General features: G+C 66.4%; 8 protein-coding genes and 3 pseudogenes. 4 read left to right on the forward strand and 7 right to left on the reverse strand.

Annotation, left to right across the window (positions count from 1 at the left end; translation table 11 throughout):
* From XcyCFBP4188_RS20380 to XcyCFBP4188_RS20390, 3 pseudogenes are all read left to right on the forward strand, one after another.
* Positions 1 to 103, forward strand: a pseudogene (locus XcyCFBP4188_RS20380) (IS5-like element ISCARN85 family transposase); the annotation flags it as partial.
* Positions 104 to 109: 6 nt separating this feature from the next.
* Positions 110 to 1518: pseudogene (locus XcyCFBP4188_RS20385) on the forward strand (hypothetical protein); the annotation flags it as partial.
* A 41-nt stretch (positions 1519 to 1559) separates the two neighbouring features.
* A pseudogene (locus XcyCFBP4188_RS20390) lies at positions 1560 to 1829 on the forward strand (hypothetical protein); the annotation flags it as partial.
* A 237-nt stretch (positions 1830 to 2066) separates the two neighbouring features.
* On the opposite strand, the gene XcyCFBP4188_RS20395 reads toward XcyCFBP4188_RS20390, so the two are convergent.
* From XcyCFBP4188_RS20395 to ptsP, 4 genes are all read right to left on the reverse strand, one after another.
* Entirely contained in the window at positions 2067 to 3344 is a 1278-nt protein-coding gene (locus XcyCFBP4188_RS20395) for a carbohydrate porin (RefSeq protein ID WP_006452745.1), read from the reverse strand.
* A gap of 185 nt (positions 3345 to 3529) precedes the next feature.
* Positions 3530 to 5272: a PTS fructose transporter subunit IIC gene (locus XcyCFBP4188_RS20400; RefSeq protein WP_104592754.1), complete on the reverse strand. Its 1743-nt coding sequence runs from the start codon at positions 5270 to 5272 to the stop codon at positions 3530 to 3532.
* A gap of 149 nt (positions 5273 to 5421) precedes the next feature.
* On the reverse strand, positions 5422 to 6378 hold the full coding sequence (pfkB, locus tag XcyCFBP4188_RS20405) for a 1-phosphofructokinase (protein ID WP_104592755.1): 957 nt from the start codon (positions 6376 to 6378) through the stop codon (positions 5422 to 5424).
* Positions 6375 to 8894: a phosphoenolpyruvate--protein phosphotransferase gene (gene ptsP, locus XcyCFBP4188_RS20410; RefSeq protein ID WP_104592756.1), complete on the reverse strand. Its 2520-nt coding sequence runs from the start codon at positions 8892 to 8894 to the stop codon at positions 6375 to 6377. The genes pfkB and ptsP overlap by 4 nt, the downstream gene beginning before the upstream one ends.
* A gap of 177 nt (positions 8895 to 9071) precedes the next feature.
* On the opposite strand from ptsP, the gene XcyCFBP4188_RS20415 reads away from it, so the two are divergent.
* On the forward strand, positions 9072 to 10061 hold the full coding sequence (locus tag XcyCFBP4188_RS20415) for a LacI family DNA-binding transcriptional regulator (protein WP_074057280.1): 990 nt from the start codon (positions 9072 to 9074) through the stop codon (positions 10059 to 10061).
* A gap of 328 nt (positions 10062 to 10389) precedes the next feature.
* Here the strand turns inward: XcyCFBP4188_RS20415 and XcyCFBP4188_RS20420 are convergent, their stop codons facing one another.
* The 3 genes from XcyCFBP4188_RS20420 to XcyCFBP4188_RS20430 are packed head-to-tail and all read right to left on the reverse strand — an operon-like array spanning position 10390 to position 15545.
* Entirely contained in the window at positions 10390 to 13560 is a 3171-nt protein-coding gene (locus XcyCFBP4188_RS20420; RefSeq protein ID WP_046932483.1) for a multidrug efflux RND transporter permease subunit, read from the reverse strand.
* 12 nt (positions 13561 to 13572) lie between these two features.
* Complete coding sequence (locus tag XcyCFBP4188_RS20425) at positions 13573 to 14871, reverse strand: efflux RND transporter periplasmic adaptor subunit (protein ID WP_006450324.1); 1299 nt, start codon at positions 14869 to 14871, stop codon at positions 13573 to 13575.
* 14 nt (positions 14872 to 14885) lie between these two features.
* The gene (locus XcyCFBP4188_RS20430) at positions 14886 to 15545 is read right to left on the reverse strand and encodes a TetR/AcrR family transcriptional regulator (RefSeq protein ID WP_104592757.1); all 660 of its coding nucleotides are present in this window, start codon (positions 15543 to 15545) and stop codon (positions 14886 to 14888) included.
* Positions 15546 to 15709 lie beyond the last annotated feature (164 nt).

Here is a 15709-nt window from a genome sequence, read left to right on the forward strand (position 1 = left end):
GAAAGGCTACCGCCGGATTTTCTCGCGCTTCGAGAAGCTAGATGTCATGTTCCTTGGATTCCTCAGCTTCGTCCTAGTCGTTGATGAGCTTCGGATGTGTTAACAGGCCCTAGAAGAGCGCCAATTACAGGAGCGGCAAGCACAGACCAGCCAGCAACGCGAGCTGCAGGAGCATGAGGAGAGGGATGTCCAGCAACGTCAGGCGCAGGAGCGCCAAGCCCAGGACAACCAGCAGCGGGAACAGCAACTAGACCGCCAAGCTCAAGAATCCAGCCAGGTTGAGGTCAAGGAGCGTCAGGCTCAGCTAGCGCAGCAGCAAGCCCTCAGTCAGCAAGCTTCACAGCAACCGGACCCTCAGCTGCATGCAACGGAGCTCGCGCTGACTCAGCAAACAACGCCTCCTCAGTTGCAGCAGGAAGACGCGCGTCGACAGTCAGTGGCCGAGAACCAACAGGCAGGCGAACATCCGGCTCACTCCACACCTGACCCACGATGCAGGCACCTGGTTCAGGCGACGCGCAGCCGCATCAAGCACAAGAAGCGGCACGCGCGCTGGAAAGGCATGCGTTGGAGAGTCGCGATGCTGCGCACCTCCAAGTGCCTCCCTCTGGGGGCCGGGAATCCGGCGACGAACCTGTGCAAAGCGTGCAGGCCGATGCGGTGTCCCCGGCGCTGTATCGCCATGTGCAAATGCAGCCGGCGGAGATAGAGCAAGCTTCGATCCGTCAGCAAGACGTGGCGCGTGAGCAGGGTGCGGATCCGGTTCGCGTCATGGCACCAACAGTTCCTGCGACAGCAGAACCGTTGATTGCAGCGCTTTCCACACCGTCTGCTACGCCTGAGCGAGAAGCCGAGGCCGAACAGCCCCGTCCTTCAAACGCCTTGCTCGCTGATCATGGTGCGCCGGTGCTGCCCCCAGAACACTTCGCGCAAGCGCGTGAGCAGTCATTGGCAAGCAGTGCCGACACTCGCGTGCCCGTCGAGTCTGCTGACGCAGAAAACCAACAGACGCAATCAACCCTGGCGCAGGATCGCAGCGCCGCAGACCCGGGCGGCTCACTGTTCCTGGAAGAGACCATGTGGTCGTTGCGTCAACTGCAACAGGAAATTGAGGCGGCGGATCGGGAACACGAACGTTTCCATCAAGAATGGAAGGAGTATCGCGAGCGCGGAGAACCCTATCCCTTCGTTCGCGACGGCGCGCGGGACCAGGAGAGTGGGAGCATTGATGCATTCAGCGCGCACGAACAAGGCCAGCGCTCTCCCAGTGAAGCGGCTGAGCAAACCGATGCCTTTCCACCCCTAGCTCAGCGCTCCACCGGTCCAGGGGGAGGGGATGGGCCAGACCATTCTTCGCAAACCGAGCGGAAATCCATCACCGGCGACCCGGATGTGGACGAGGTGCTCTACGCGCTCGGCAGCAAGAACGAGTTGGCGATTGAGCAGGCGCTAAATCGTGTGGCCAACAGCGCAGCCACGCAGGCGTTGTTGAAAAAAGGCAATGATTTCCTGGAAGCGTAGGCCCAGCAGGAGGCCCAGGAGCAGGTCGCCACACGCCGCGCATGGGAATCGCATCCGCCACGATGCTCGTGGCGGGCGTGCTAGGGCTGGGTGCGGTGGCCTACTCGGTTGGCATCATCAACGAAAAGCGAACCGAACTCGCACAGCTTCGAGCTTCCATCGACTACCTGGATCGCGTGTCGCGTGCCGATCTGGCGCCCTGTGGCGAAGGCCGGCTCTGTGCCACCTTGGAGAAGAATGGGCCGCGTTACGGCAACCAAAGGCAATACAGAGCGATCAATCTGCGTGCGACATCAGATTCGCAATGATGCGACGTCGTCATTACAGTGACTGGCTTGCGCGCGACAGGGGCGGCCGAAAAAGCCACATCGCGTGCGGTCGCGCGACTACGCGGCTCATCGAACTCCGTCGGCTACCGGCGAATGCCCAGGCCAACCGAATCGACGCAATGCGTTGCACTGCAGTCAGATGCAACGCACCCGCCACTCATTTCAGGCGGTGGTGCCCGCCAATGATGCGCGCAACGCGCGCAGCTTCTCTACGGGTCACAGATTCCAGTCGATCCGCATGCCCGCGATCAATGCGTTCTTCAGGTCGTTGGTGCGGGTCGGCTCGTTGAACTGGTCCGGGTTGATCACGTAATGCAGGTTCGGCGCGATGCGCAGGCGCTTGGTGACCTGGATGCCGTAGCTGAGCTCCATCATGATCTGGTTGTCGGCCGGGGTGCCGGTGCCGCCGGCCGAGGCGCGGGCCAGGCGCAGGTTTTCGATCGCTTCGTCGCTGTACTTCTGTTGCGTGATCACGAAGGCGATGTTGTCCTGCGGGCGGCTGGCGAAGGTGCCTTTCTGCACCAGGCCCAGTTGCACGAAGTGGTCTTCGATCGCCTGGCCGCCGGTGCTCTTGAGGATGGCGCCGAACACGGTCAGGCCGCGGGTGCCGGACGGGTCGGGGTTGGTGACCTGTTGTTCGAAGCGGGCGAACAGGCCCGAGCGGCCCTGCTTGTTTTCGTAGCCGAGGCCGCTGAGCACGGCCGGGTTGCCGTTGCGGTCGCGCAGCGGGTCGGTGTAGTCGGAGTTGTCCTGCCAGCCGCCGAGTTCGTACATCGCGGCCATGCTGCCGTCGCCGCCCTTGTTCTTGTAGCCGACCGCGTACGGCACCACCACGCCGGTGGTGTCGTCGGTGTTCCACTTCAGGCCGTGCTGGCCGTCCTGGGCCTGCACCGGGTTCACTTCATAGGCACCCACATGCACATAGACCTTGGGCGTGATCCAGGCGGTGGCATGCGCTGCCCAGCTGGAGACCGGCCAGTAGGTGAAGTTGCTGGTGCGGAACACGAAGGTGGGGTTGCCGCAGGCCGAGTTGCCCTGGAAGTACTGGCACAGGTCCGAGCCGAGGAAGTGAATGTTGGCCACGCTGCGGCCGGCTTCCAGTTCCAGGCGGTCGTTGAAGAGTTTTTGCAGCAGGGTGAAGTTGGCCAGCCGCGTGCCCTGGCCGCCGTAGATTTCCTGCACCGAGGTGCTGTTGCCGATGCTGCTGTTGGACAGGTTGGTGCCGTGGCGGTTGGTGACGTACAGCTTGACCGTGGCACCGCCCCAGCCGAACAGGCGGTCCATGTCGACATCGGTGCCGACCATCAGCTGGCCGGCGTAGGCATCGCCGTTCTTGCGCCCGCCGTCGATCATCGAGGCCGCTTCGCCGGTGTAACCCAGCTTGAGCTTGAAGGCATCGGCGGCATCCTGCGCGTGGGCGAGCGGGGTCAGCGCCAGTGCCAGCGAGAGGCACAGCAGGCGGGGACGGGCATGGCGGGGGGCGAAGGCGGTCATGGCAGGACTCCGAACAAAGAGGGCGTGGCCGAGGTGGCGAACGCGACAGCTAAGGGATGGGCAAGCCGCTGGCCGCGCACGAAGGTGCGCAGCTCAGCGGTGAAACCAGTCAGGGGTGACGCAGATCAGCGATCAGATGCGCCGGATGCGCGGTGTGGAATTGGTCGGGGCAGGGCTGCAGAACGTCAGGCGACGACGTCGGCCACCGGCTTCTTGAGCAGGCGCAGTGCCACTGCGGTGACCACCACGCCGACCACCAGGGCCAGTACGTAATTGAGCAGGTGGGTCACTGCGTTAGGGATCAGCAGCACGAAGATGCCGCCATGCGGTGCCTTCAACTCGGCGCCGGCGGTCATCGAGATCGCGCCGGCCACGGCGGAGCCGATCACCAGCGCCGGGATGGTGCGCAGCGGGTCGCGTGCGGCATACGGAATCGCCCCTTCGGTGACGAAGGCCAGCCCGAGCACGCCAGCGGCAGTGGCCGAGCCGCGCTCTTCCACGGTGAAGCGGTTGCGGAACACCCAGGTGGCCAGCGCGATGCCCAGCGGCGGGGTCATACCGGCCACCATGGCGGCCGCCATCGGGGTGTAGACCTGGCTGGCGATCAGGCCTGTGGAAAACGCATAGGCGGCCTTGTTGACCGGCCCGCCCATGTCGAAGGCCATCATGCCGCCGAGCAACAGACCCAGCAGCAGCGCGCTGCTGCCCTGCATGCCGCGCAGCCAGGCGGTGAGCCAGGCCAGCAGGTCGGCCACCGGTTGCCCGAACACGTACATCATCGCCAGGCCGACCAGCAGCGTGCCCAGCACCGGCAGGATCAGCACCGGCTTGAGCCCTTCCAGGTTGCGCGGCAGGCGGATGTAGCGGTTGAGCGCGGCCACGCCGTAGCCGGCGATGAAGCCGGCAATGATGCCGCCGAGGAAGCCCGCATTGAGATTGGCCGCGACCAGCCCGCCGATCATGCCGGGCGCAATGCCGGGGCGGTCGGCGATGGAGTAGGCGATGTAGCCGGCCAGCGCGGGCACCATCAAGGTGAAGCCGGCCTTGGCGCCGATCTGGAACAGCGACCAGGCCAGCGTGCCCTGGTGCGCGTCGTCGCCGGCATAGATGCCGCCGAGCGCGAAGGCCAGCGCGATCAACAGGCCGCCGGCGGTGACGAACGGCAGCATGAACGAGACGCCGGTCATCAGGTGCTTGTAGGCGCCGGTGCGGGCATTGCCCTTGGCGTCCGAGGTGGCGTTGGCGCCCGCAACCGGAGCTGCGCCGCCATGCATGCCGGCCTCGGCCAGGGCTTTCTGGATGAGCGCTGGGCCATCGTTGATCGCCGGCTTGGTGCCGCTCTTGAACAGCCGCTTGCCACCGAAACGGGCCAGGTCCACTTCGCGGTCGGCAGCGATGATGACCACGTCGGCCGCGCGGATTTCCTCGTCGGTCAATGCGTCCTGCGCGCCCACCGACCCCTGCGTTTCCACGCGCATCTGGTAGCCGAGCTTCTTGGCCGCCTGCTGCAGGCCTTCGGCGGCCATGAAGGTGTGCGCGATGCCGGTGGGGCAGGAGGTGATCGCAACGATGCGCTTGCCGCCTGCGCCGGATGCGTCGGTCGTTGCCGATGTGCTGGCTGGTGCGGTGGTGGCAGCGAGCTGGCTGACGGCGGCGGCCGGGTCGTCCAGTACCGCGCCCAGGCTCAGATGCAGCAGTTGCGTGTCGCCGAAACGCGCGGTGTCGGCATCGGCATCGCCGACGATCAGGACGTGCGCGGCGCCGTTGGTCAGCTCGGTCGGCAGTGCGCCGAGCACGCCCTGGTCGCTGCGGATTTCGATCGTCACGCTGCGCCCGGCGGCGGTGGCCGCGCGGCGCAGCGCTTCGGCCGCCAGAACGGCTTCGGTACTGCGTTCGCCGGCGGCGATGACCACGATGGAAGAGGACATGGCAAAACTCCTGCTGTATTGCGGTCGCCGGTGAGGCCGGCGGGGGGAATGTGGGCGTTACGCGTGCGGGTGACGTGTGCCGGGATGACGCCAGCCGGAATGACGCGCGCAGACCTGCGTGGCGGTCGCCGGCAAGTGCAAGGCAGCGCTCACGACAGCGTCTCGATCACGACGTCGGCCGCAGCACGGCGCACGCCGTCGGCGCTGAGCCTGCGCGCGTCGCCGCTTTCCAGACGGCACATCGAAAATGCCGTGGCCAACCGCGCGCACTGCTCCAGATCGGTGGCCGCATCCAGCAGCGCGGCGGCCAGGCCGGCCACCATCGCGTCACCGGCGCCCACGCTGCTGCCCTGTGCCAGCCGCGGCGGCCGCGCAATCAGGCGCTGGTCGCGCTGCACGAACAAGGCGCCCTCGGTACCCATCGAAATGACCACCAGCTGGATACCGCGTGCGATCAATTCGTGCGCGGCGGCGCTGAGCGCGGCGCGATCGCTCAGCGGGCGGCCGGTCCAGGCTTCGAGTTCGTGCCGGTTCGGCTTGACTGCGTAAGGCAGCGCTTCGCGTGCGGCATTGAGTGCGGCCACCAGTGGCGCACCACTGGTATCCAGCAGTACGCGCGCGCCGGCGGCGCTGGCCTGCGCTTGCAACTGCGCCCAGCTGTCGTCCGGCAGGCCGGCCGGCAGGCTGCCGGACAACACCACCGGCAGGCCGGGGCGCAGCAGCGGAGCGAGCTGATCGGCCACGCCCTGCAGATGCGGCTGGCCCAGGCGCAGGCCGGGCAGGTTGATGTCGGTGGTGTCGTTGCTGCGCGCTTCGACCAGCTTGAGATTGGTGCGGGTCTCGCCGGCCACGCGTTGGCAGTGATCGGTGATGCCGCGTTCGCGGAACAGCGCCTCGAACACGCCGGCATTGCCGACCCCGAGCACGCCGAGCGCGGCGACCTCAGCGCCCCAATCGGCCAGGCAGGCGGCCACGTTGATGCCCTTGCCGCCGGCGTCGTTGCGCACGCTGCTGGCGCGATGCACCGCGCCCGGCTGCAAGTGCTCGAGCTGGATGGTCTGGTCGATCGCCGGATTCAGCGTGACGGTGATGGCCTGCAGGCTCATGCCTGGTCCTCGCGTTTGACTTCAAGCGCGCGCACCTGCTCTGCGGTCTCGCAGTCCAACGCCTGCTCGGCCAGCTGCTGCAAGGTGCTCAGCGCGGTGCCGCGCAGGCGTGCCTTCACAGCCGGGATGTCGTTGGGCGTCATCGACAGTTCCTGCACGCCCAACCCGGCCAGCAGGCTGGCGCCGAACGCATCGCCGGCCAGGCCGCCGCACACGCCGACCCAACGCCCGTGTTTGCGCGCACCTTCGATAGTGCTGTGAATCATGCGCAGCACTGCCGGATGCAGGCTGTCGGCTTCGGCGGCGAGCTCCGGGTTCTGGCGGTCGATCGCCAGAACGTATTGAGTCAGGTCATTGGTGCCGATCGAGAAGAAATCCGCATGCCGCGCCAGCACGTCTGCCTGCGCGGCGGCGGCGGGCACTTCAATCATGATGCCGATCGGCACTTCCGGTGCGTCCAGCTCGGCGCGGATGCGTGCGCAGATCTCGCGCAAGGCGATCAGCTCCGGTACCGAGGTGATCATCGGGAACATGATCGACAGCCGCGCACCATCTTTTGCAGCGCGATAAAGCGCACGCAGTTGCGGTTCGAGCAGGTCGGGGCGACGCAGCAGCAGGCGCGCACCGCGCACGCCCAGGAACGGGTTTTCTTCGTGCGGCAGTTCCAGATGCGCCACTTGTTTATCGCCACCGATATCCAGCGCACGCACGATCAGCGGGCGGCCTTCCAGTGCCTGCGCCATTGCCAGGTAGGTAGCGTGTTGTTCGTCTTCGCTGGGGGTGCGGCCGCTTTCCAGAAACAGGAACTCGGTGCGCATCAGGCCGACGCCTTCGGCGCCCTGGGCTAGCGCCATCGCGACCTGGTCGGGCAGGTTGACGTTGGCGCCGATGTCGATGTGGTGGCCGTCGGTGGTTTCGGCAGGCAATGCCCGCTGCGCGGCCTCGCGCTCGCGGATGGCCTGCTGCTCGGCGATATGCGTACGCGCCGCGTCCAGATCCAGTTCGGACGGGTTGATGTACAGCCGCCCGCTGCTGCCGTCGATGATGGCGGTGACGCCGTCTTCGATATCCAGCAACTGGCCGCCAGCCGCGACCAGCGCCGGCAGGCCGAGCGTGCGCGACAGGATCGCGGTATGCGAGGTCGGCCCGCCTTGTGCGGTGGCCAGGCCGAGCACGCGCTCGGTGTCCAGGTTGGCGGTGTCCGACGGCGACAGGTCGCTGGCGAGCAGGATGCAGGGCTGGTCGGGCAGGTCGGTCAGGCCGGCGCCGGCGGCGGCCGGGTCGAGCTGGGCCAGCACGCGGCGGCCGACATCACGCAGATCGGCGGCGCGGCCGGCCAGCACCGGGTTGCCGAGTGCGGCCAGGCCGGAGGCGATCTGTTCCACCGCCTGATGCCACGACCACGCCACGCCATGGCCTTCGACCATCAGCTGGCAGGTGCGGGTGATCAGGTCGGTGTCGTTGAGCAGCTCGGCCTGGGCCTTGAAGATCGCCGCGTCCGAGGCGCCGAGCCGGCGCTGGGTGTCGTCCTGGATCGCCGCCAGCTGCTGGCGGGTGCGGGTCAGCGCGTCGTGCAGCAATGCGCCGCCATCGCCCAGGCCCACCGGTTGATCGACGACCTCGGTCTGCGCCGCACGCAGGCGATGCACGATGCCGATTGCCACGCCCGGGCTGGCGCCGATGCCGACGATGGCCGGCTGCGCCTGTGGCGGGGTCCAGCCGATGACCGGGGCGGCGCGGCGTTGCGCGGCGCGTTCGGCATCGGCCTTTTCCTGCGCGGTCAAGCTGTCCATCACCGCACGCAGGCGCTTGAGCAGCGCGCCTGCATCGGTGCCTTCGGCCGACACGGTGATGCTGTCGCCGGCACGCAGACCGAGCTGCAACAGGCCGACCAGGCTCTTGGCATCGGCCGCCTGATCGCCTGCACGCACTTGCGCACGCGCAGAGAAGCCGCGTGCGGTCTCGGCCCAACGGGTCGCCGGGCGTGCATGCAGGCCGCTGGGGTAGGCGATGGTCCAGTCAAATTTTTCTGCCAGATCGGTGGCTGGCGCAGCGCTGCTGTCGGGCGCGCGGTCGCCGGTGAGCGCGGCCACGATCACGCCGGGGTCGTCGGTGGTGAACAGCGCTTCCAGCTGGGCCGGGTCCTGAATCAGGCGGGTCAGCCGGCGCAGCAGGGTGATGTGGGTGTCGGACTGGGCGGCGATGCCGACCACCAGCCGGGTGATCTGGCCCGGGTTCCATTCCACACCCTCGGGCAACTGCAGCACCGCGATACCGTCGCGGCGCACCAGATGGCGGTCTTCGCCAACCCCGTGCGGGATCGCCAGTCCGTGGCCGAGGAAGGTATTCGCCAGGCCTTCGCGGCGCCGCATGCTGGCGTCATAGCCCGGCGCAACGCAGCCGGCTGCGACCAGCAGCTGGGCCGCCTGGGCGATGGCGTCGTCCTTGTCGCGGGCATGCGCACGCAGGCGTACGAGTTCGGGAGTGACGGGGGCGGCTGGCGACGGAGAGGACAAGACGGACTCCGGGGAGTAGGAACGGGCTGGGCAGTAGTGTGGGAACGTTCCCACACTCAGGTCAATGTGCACTGCACAAAAGCGCTGTAGTGCTTTCGGGTTAGCATCGAATCCGACGCAGCGCCTGGGTCAAGGTGCGCCAAATGGAGCGGGAACGGTCCCAGTGAGTATGTCCCAGTGAGCATCAGCATCAACGACGTGGCCCGGGTGGCCGGAGTGTCAAAATCCACCGTCTCGCGCGCGCTGGGCACCGGCCCGGTGAGCGAGGAGGTGCGGGCCAAGGTCGAGGCGGCGGTGCGCCAGACCGGCTACCGGCCCAACCTGATGGCGCGGCGCCTGCGCTCCCAGCAGTCCGGCATCCTGGGGGTGATCGTGGCCGACATCCGCAACCCGTACTTCACCGCGCTGATCCGCGCGGTGGAGGAGGTGGCCTACCGCGCCGGCATGCGCGTGACCCTGTGCAATACCGACGAAGACCCCGAGCGCGAGGCGCTGTACCTGCAATTGATGCAGGAAGAACGCATCACCGGGCTGATCTTCGCGCCGACCCGCAGCACGGTCGGGCGCATGCACGAACTCGCGCTGGATTACCCGACCGTGCTGGTGGACCGCGCCGGCCCCGGCAGCCGCTACGACAGCGTGGTGCTGGATAACGCCGCAGCGATGGGCGAACTGGTCGCGCATCTGCAGGCGCAGGGGTATCGACGCATCGGCGGGTTGTTCGGCACCAGTACCACCGCGACCGAGCGCCGCAACGGCTATCTGGCCGCGATGGGCGCGCAAGGACTGACGCCGGCCTACCGCGAAGTGGCGCCCACCGCCGAAGCGGCGATTGCCGAAGTCGGCCAATGGTTGGCAAGTGCAGACAGGCCAGAAGCCATCGTCACCAGTAACAGCCTGCTGTTGATGGGCGTGCTCAAGGCCGCCCGCACCGCCGGCCTGCGCATCCCCGACGACCTGGCCCTGGCCGGCTTCGACAACGAGCGCTGGACCGATCTGGTCGAGCCAGGCATCACCGTGGTCGAGCAGCCGGTCGAGGACATGGGCCGCGCGGCGATGTCGCTGCTGCTGGAACGGCTCAAATCGCCGCAGTTGCCGATTCGCCGCCTGGTGATGACCGGCCGTTGCGTGGTGCGTGGCTCCACCGGCGCACGTCCGCGCGCCTAGCCGCCCTCGTAGGAGCGCCCTGGGGCGCGATGGGCTCTACCGATAGAGCCCATCGCGCCCAAGGGCGCTCCTACAACGGCGTGGCGTTTGTCGCAGACCGCGCTGTGCGTGTTGGTCAACAGCCGGCACGTGGTGCGGGTCTTGCCTGGGCGCGCCATGACACCAATCCCTGCCACCCCGTAGGAGCGCACCCGGGCGCGACGGGCCTTACCGGTAAAGCCCCATCGCGCCCAGGTGCGCTCCTACGGGGTATTGCGTTTCGTCGCTACAGCACACAAAAAAAGCCCCGGCAGTGCCGGGGCTTTTTGGTTTACAGCGAACGCCTGACTCAGCGATCCGGACGATGCGATCCAGCGTCGCCTTGTGCCGCGACGTATTCCTTGGATTGCTCGTCCAGCTTGTCGCCCAGCATGCGGCGCACCACCACGAAGAACAGCGGGATGAAGATCACGCCGAGCACGGTGGCGAACACCATGCCGCCGATCACGCCGGTACCGATGGAGTGACGCGAGTTGGCGCCGGCACCGGTGGAGATGGCCAGCGGCAGCACGCCCAGGATGAAGGCGAACGAGGTCATCAGAATCGGGCGGAAGCGCAGATGTGCCGCTTCCATCGTCGCATCGCGCAGGGTCTTGCCCGCCGCACGCTGCTCCACTGCGAACTCCACGATCAGGATCGCGTTCTTCGCCGCCAGACCGATCACCGTGATCATGCCGATCTTGAAGTACAGATCGTTGGGCAGGCCACGCAGCATCGAGAAGACGATCGCACCCAGCACACCGATCGGCACCACCATCAGCACCGCCACCGGAATCGACCAGCTTTCGTACAGTGCGGCCAGGCACAGGAACACCACCACCACCGACAACGCGAGCAACAGCGTGGCCGCGTTACCGGCAATGATTTCCTGGTACGACATGCCGCTCCAGTCGAAGCCGAAGCCCGGCGGCAGATCGTTGTTGACGATCTCCTCCATTGCCGTCATCGCCTGGCCGGAGCTGCCGCCCGGAGCTGGGTTGCCGACAATGTTCACCGCCGAATAGCCGTTGTAGCGGTTCAGTGCCGGCGAGGCGTAGGTCCAATCGGCCTTGACCACATTGCTCAGCGGAATCATTCCCGGCTGCCCATCGGCACCGACGGCTGTCGCACTGGGGCTGAAGAAGCTGCGCAGCGACTCGGGGCCGGTACGGAACTGGTCGTCGGCACGGATGTTGACGCGCTTGATGCGGCCTTCGGAGAAGTAGTCGTTGATGTACACAGGCGCCAGCATCAGCTGGATCGAGCTGTAGATATCGCTGACTTCCAGGCCCATCGACTGCGCCTGCACACGGTCCACCGACAGCTGCAGCTGCGGCGCGTCTTCCAGGCCGTTCGGGCGCACGCCCACCATGGTGTCCTGCTTTTCCGCCGCCTTGCCCAGCACGATATTGCGCGCCTGGGTCAAGGCTTGCTGGCCTGCGCCGGAGCGGTCCTGCAGCCACATGTCGAAGCCGCCGAACTGGCCAAGGCCCTGCACGGTGGGCAGGTTGACCACAAAGATCTGCGCGCCCTTGATGCCGTAGAACATGCCGTTGAGCTGCTTGATCAGCTCCTCTGCGGTCACATCGCGCTCTTCCCACGGCTTGAGCCGGATGAAGCCCATGCCGACGTTTTCGCCCGAGCCCAGGAAGCTGAAGCCGGCGATCTGCAGCATGCCTTCCACGGCCGGCTGCTTCTCCAGTACCGCACGCATCTGCGCAAAGGTCTCGTTGGTGCGGATCTTGGTGGCGCCCGGCGGCAACTGCACGATGGCCAACGCAAAGCCCTGATCTTCTTCCGGCAGGAAGCTGCCCGGCATGCGCGTAAACAGGAAGCCGCACAACACCACCAGCACCACGAACACGATCATCCACGGTGGCGAGTGCTTGAGGGTATTGCCGACCACGCCCACATAGCGATGCGCCAGCTTGTCGTAGTACTTGTCGAAGGTGCGGTAGATCCAGTTCTTCTTGGTCGAATGGGTCGACTTGAGGAACGCGCCGCACAGCGCCGGGGTGAAACTCAACGCCAGGAACGCGGAGAAACCCATCGACATGGCGATGGTCAGCGCGAACTGCTTGTAGATCGCGCCCGAGGCGCCGGGTTGCAGCGAGGAGGGAATGAACACCGCCGCCAGCACCACGGTGATGGCCACCACCGCGCCGGTGATCTGGGTCATCGCCTTCTGCGTGGCCGCCTTGGGCTCCAGATGTTCCTCGCTCATGATGCGTTCGACGTTCTCGATCACCACGATCGCGTCATCCACCACGATGCCGATCGCCAGCACCATCGCAAACAGCGTCAGCTGGTTGATGGTGAAGCCGATCATGTACATGCCAAAGAACGTGCCCAGCAGCGCGACCGGAATCACCAGCGTGGGAATCACGGTGGCGCGGAAGTTCTGCAGGAACAGCAGCATCACCAGGAACACCAGCACGATGGCTTCCACCAGCGTGTGGATCACTTCCTCGATGGAAATGCGCACGAAGGTGGTCGACTCGTAAGGCGCAAACCAGGTCACGCCTTGCGGGAAGGTCGGTTGCAGTTCGTCGAGCTTGGCACCGACCGCCTCGGACACATTCAGTGCGTTGGCGCCCGGCAACAGCTGGATACCGAACGCACCGGTGGGCTTGCCGTTGTACTGGGTGTCGAAGCCGTAGTTGCTCGGCCCCACGGTGACGCGTGCGACATCCTTCAAGCGCACCGTGGCACCGTTGTTGTCGGTACGCAGGATGATGTTTTCGAACTGGTCCGGCGAGCTGAAGCGGCCTTCCGCCGAGACGGTGGCGGTGAAGCTGATGCCTTCCGGGGTCGGGTCGGCGCCCACCGAACCGGCAGCGAACTGCACGTTCTGGTTACGCACCGCAGTCAGCACCTGGGTGGCCGACAGGTTGTAGCCCTGCAGCTTCTCCGGGTTCAACCAGATGTTCATCGCGTACTCGGCGCCGAACTGGTTGGTGCTGCCCACGCCGGGCACGCGCGAGATCTGCTCGAGCACGCGTGAACCGACGATGTCGTTGAGCGCATCGCGGTCGATCGACGGGTTGTCCGAGCGCAACGCGGCCACCATCAGGAAGCCGGCGTTGGCCTTGGCCACCACCACACCCTGCTGAGTGACTTCCGAGGGCAGACGTGGCGTGGCCAGCGACACCTTGTTTTGCACCTGCACCTGCGCGATATCCGGGTCGGTGCCGGTTTCGAAGGTCAGGGTGATGGTGACGCGGCCGTTGGCGGCCGAGGACGAGTTGAAGTACAGCAGATGGTCGATACCGGTGAGCTGCTGCTCGATGACCTGGGTCACCGCTTTCTCGGAGGTATCGGCGCTGGCGCCGGGGAAGTTGGCGGTGACGGTGACCTGCGGCGGGGCGATCGTGGGGTACGACTCGATACCCAGATTCAGGATCGAGATCACGCCCGCAAGCGAGATCAGGATCGCCACCACCCAGGCAAAGATCGGGTGTTCAATAAAAAACTTAGGCATGTCCGGTTTCCGTCACTGCTGCTTGGACTGGGAGTCGGCCGGCTGCGCCGCCGCATCCGGCTTGGGCTGCTGCTGCGCCGCGGGTGCGGCTGCATCGGCCTTGTCGGCTGCCGGTGCGTCGCCGCCCTGCGCTGCGGCCGGAGCTGCACCTGGCGCACCTGGCTGGCCGCCCTGCGCCGGCTTGTTCGGATTCCACGCTACGCCCTTGGCCGGCTGGCCTTCCTTCGCCTTCTGCACGCCATCGACGATGACCTGGTCGCCGGGGGCCACGCCGCCGGTGACGATCCACTGGCCCTTTTGCTGGCCATCGACGGTGAGGTTCTTGCGCGCCACCTTGCCGTCCTTGCCCAGCACCAGCACGAAGGCGCCCAGGGCGTCACGTTGCAAGCCCTGCTGCGGGACCAGATACGCGTTGTTGCGCTGGCCCAGGCTGGCCTTGAAGGTCACGAACGCACCCGGCAACAGTGCCTGCTCCGGGTTGGGCAGCGTCGCACGCAGCGACACCGCACCGGTGCTCGGGTCGACCGTGACCGCCGAGACGTCCAAGGTACCCGGATGCGGATACTGCGTGCCGTTGCCCAGTTCCACATTGATGGTGGATTTGCCATCGCCGCTGAGCTGCACATTGCCGCTGCTCTGGGCCTGGCGCAGCGCGGCCAGTTCTTCGCTGCTCATCGCAAAGTTCACGTACAGCGGGTCGATCTGGTCGACCGTGGTCAGCAAGGTCGCTTCACCGGAGCCGACCAGCGCACCTTCGGTGACGCGCTGAATGCCGGCGCGGCCGGTGATCGGCGAGGTGACGCTGGCGAAGCTGAGCTGGATGCGGGCGGACTCGACCAGACCGCGCGCCTGCTGCACGCTGGCGCCGGACGAGCGCTCGGTGGCCTCGGCGTTGTCGATATCGGCACGCGAGACGAATTGCTGCGGTGCCAGGCTGCGCGCGCGCTTGGCGGCGATCTGGGCGTTGGCATAGGTCGCCTCGGCGGCGGCCAGCTGGCCCTGGGCCTGCAGCAGCGTGGCGCGCAGCGGCATCGGGTCGATTTCGAACAAGCGCTGGCCTTCCTTGACGTCGGTGCCTTCGGTGTACAGGCGCTTGAGCACCACACCGTCGACGCGCGCACGCACGTCGGCCGAGCGGTACGCCGACAGGCGGCCCACCAGGTCGCGTTCCAGCGGCAGGGTCTGCGGCTGCATTTCCAGCACCGACACTTCCGGCGGCGGCGGCGCCTGTTGTTGTTCGGGCTTGCTGCAGGCAGCGAGCGCCACGGTGATGGCACAGGCCAGGCCGAGTGTGCGGAGCGGGGCAATCATCAGGAGGAACTCCGTTAGGGTCTTGAAGCGAGAAAGGAAAGCGGGGACAGCGAAGGCGTGGCAGCAGCCGTGGCGAACGCGCGCAGGAAGGTGTCGACAGCGAAGTGCGCCCACTGCTGCCTGGCGGGGAGGCCGGCGCGATGGGGAACCTGAAAGCGTTGCCGATCGAAATCCAGACCGACGATCATGCTCAACAGCAGTTCGGCCATGAAGTGCGGATCGTCATGGCGCAGCTGGCCGGCATCCATCGCCTGCTCGAAGCGATGCGCCAGGCGCTGCTGCATGCCGACCACTCCGTCATGGAAGATCTGCTGCGACTGATCGGGAAACCGATGCGACTCGGCTTCCACCAACCGACAGGTCTGTACCACATCGGGGCGGTTCAGGCGATCCAGATGGGCCAGCGCGAAGGCCAGCAGATCCTCGCGCAACTCGCCAGAGGCGGTACCCAGCGGCACCATGGCCAGATGCACATGGTCCTGAAGGACATCGCGCAGCAGGTTTTCTTTACAACCGTAATAACTATAGAGCGTCTGCTTGGAGCAGCCGGCGCGCTCGGCCACCGCGTCCATGCTCAGCCGCATGCCGCGCTCGGCGAGCAGCGCATGCACAGCCGCATGGATGCGGCGATCGCAGTCCGAGCGCCGGGCAGCACGGTGGGAACGGGGGGTCATGGCGGTAGACTATACCGTCCAGTTTAGTTTTTAAAAAGACTTGACGGTCGCAGTTTGGTCTGCGCAAGCCCTTGTGCGGCAAGCACCTGACCGGACTTTGCCGGATCTGGCGGTCCAGCCGCCACCTGCGCCAGTGGGCATCGCACCTCTGTGGGGAAACTACA

Source organism: Xanthomonas hortorum pv. cynarae, from assembly GCF_002939985.1.
GTDB lineage: Bacteria > Pseudomonadota > Gammaproteobacteria > Xanthomonadales > Xanthomonadaceae > Xanthomonas > Xanthomonas hortorum_D.

Coding starts and splice junctions, on each gene's coding strand:
- XcyCFBP4188_RS20395 (WP_006452745.1), bottom strand. CDS start 3,344: ATGACCGCCTTCGCCCCCCGCCATGCCCGTCCCCGCCTGCTGTGCCTC.
- XcyCFBP4188_RS20400 (WP_104592754.1), bottom strand. CDS start 5,272: ATGTCCTCTTCCATCGTGGTCATCGCCGCCGGCGAACGCAGTACCGAA.
- pfkB (WP_104592755.1), bottom strand. CDS start 6,378: ATGAGCCTGCAGGCCATCACCGTCACGCTGAATCCGGCGATCGACCAG.
- XcyCFBP4188_RS20420 (WP_046932483.1), bottom strand. CDS start 13,560: ATGCCTAAGTTTTTTATTGAACACCCGATCTTTGCCTGGGTGGTGGCG.
- XcyCFBP4188_RS20425 (WP_006450324.1), bottom strand. CDS start 14,871: ATGATTGCCCCGCTCCGCACACTCGGCCTGGCCTGTGCCATCACCGTG.
- XcyCFBP4188_RS20430 (WP_104592757.1), bottom strand. CDS start 15,545: ATGACCCCCCGTTCCCACCGTGCTGCCCGGCGCTCGGACTGCGATCGC.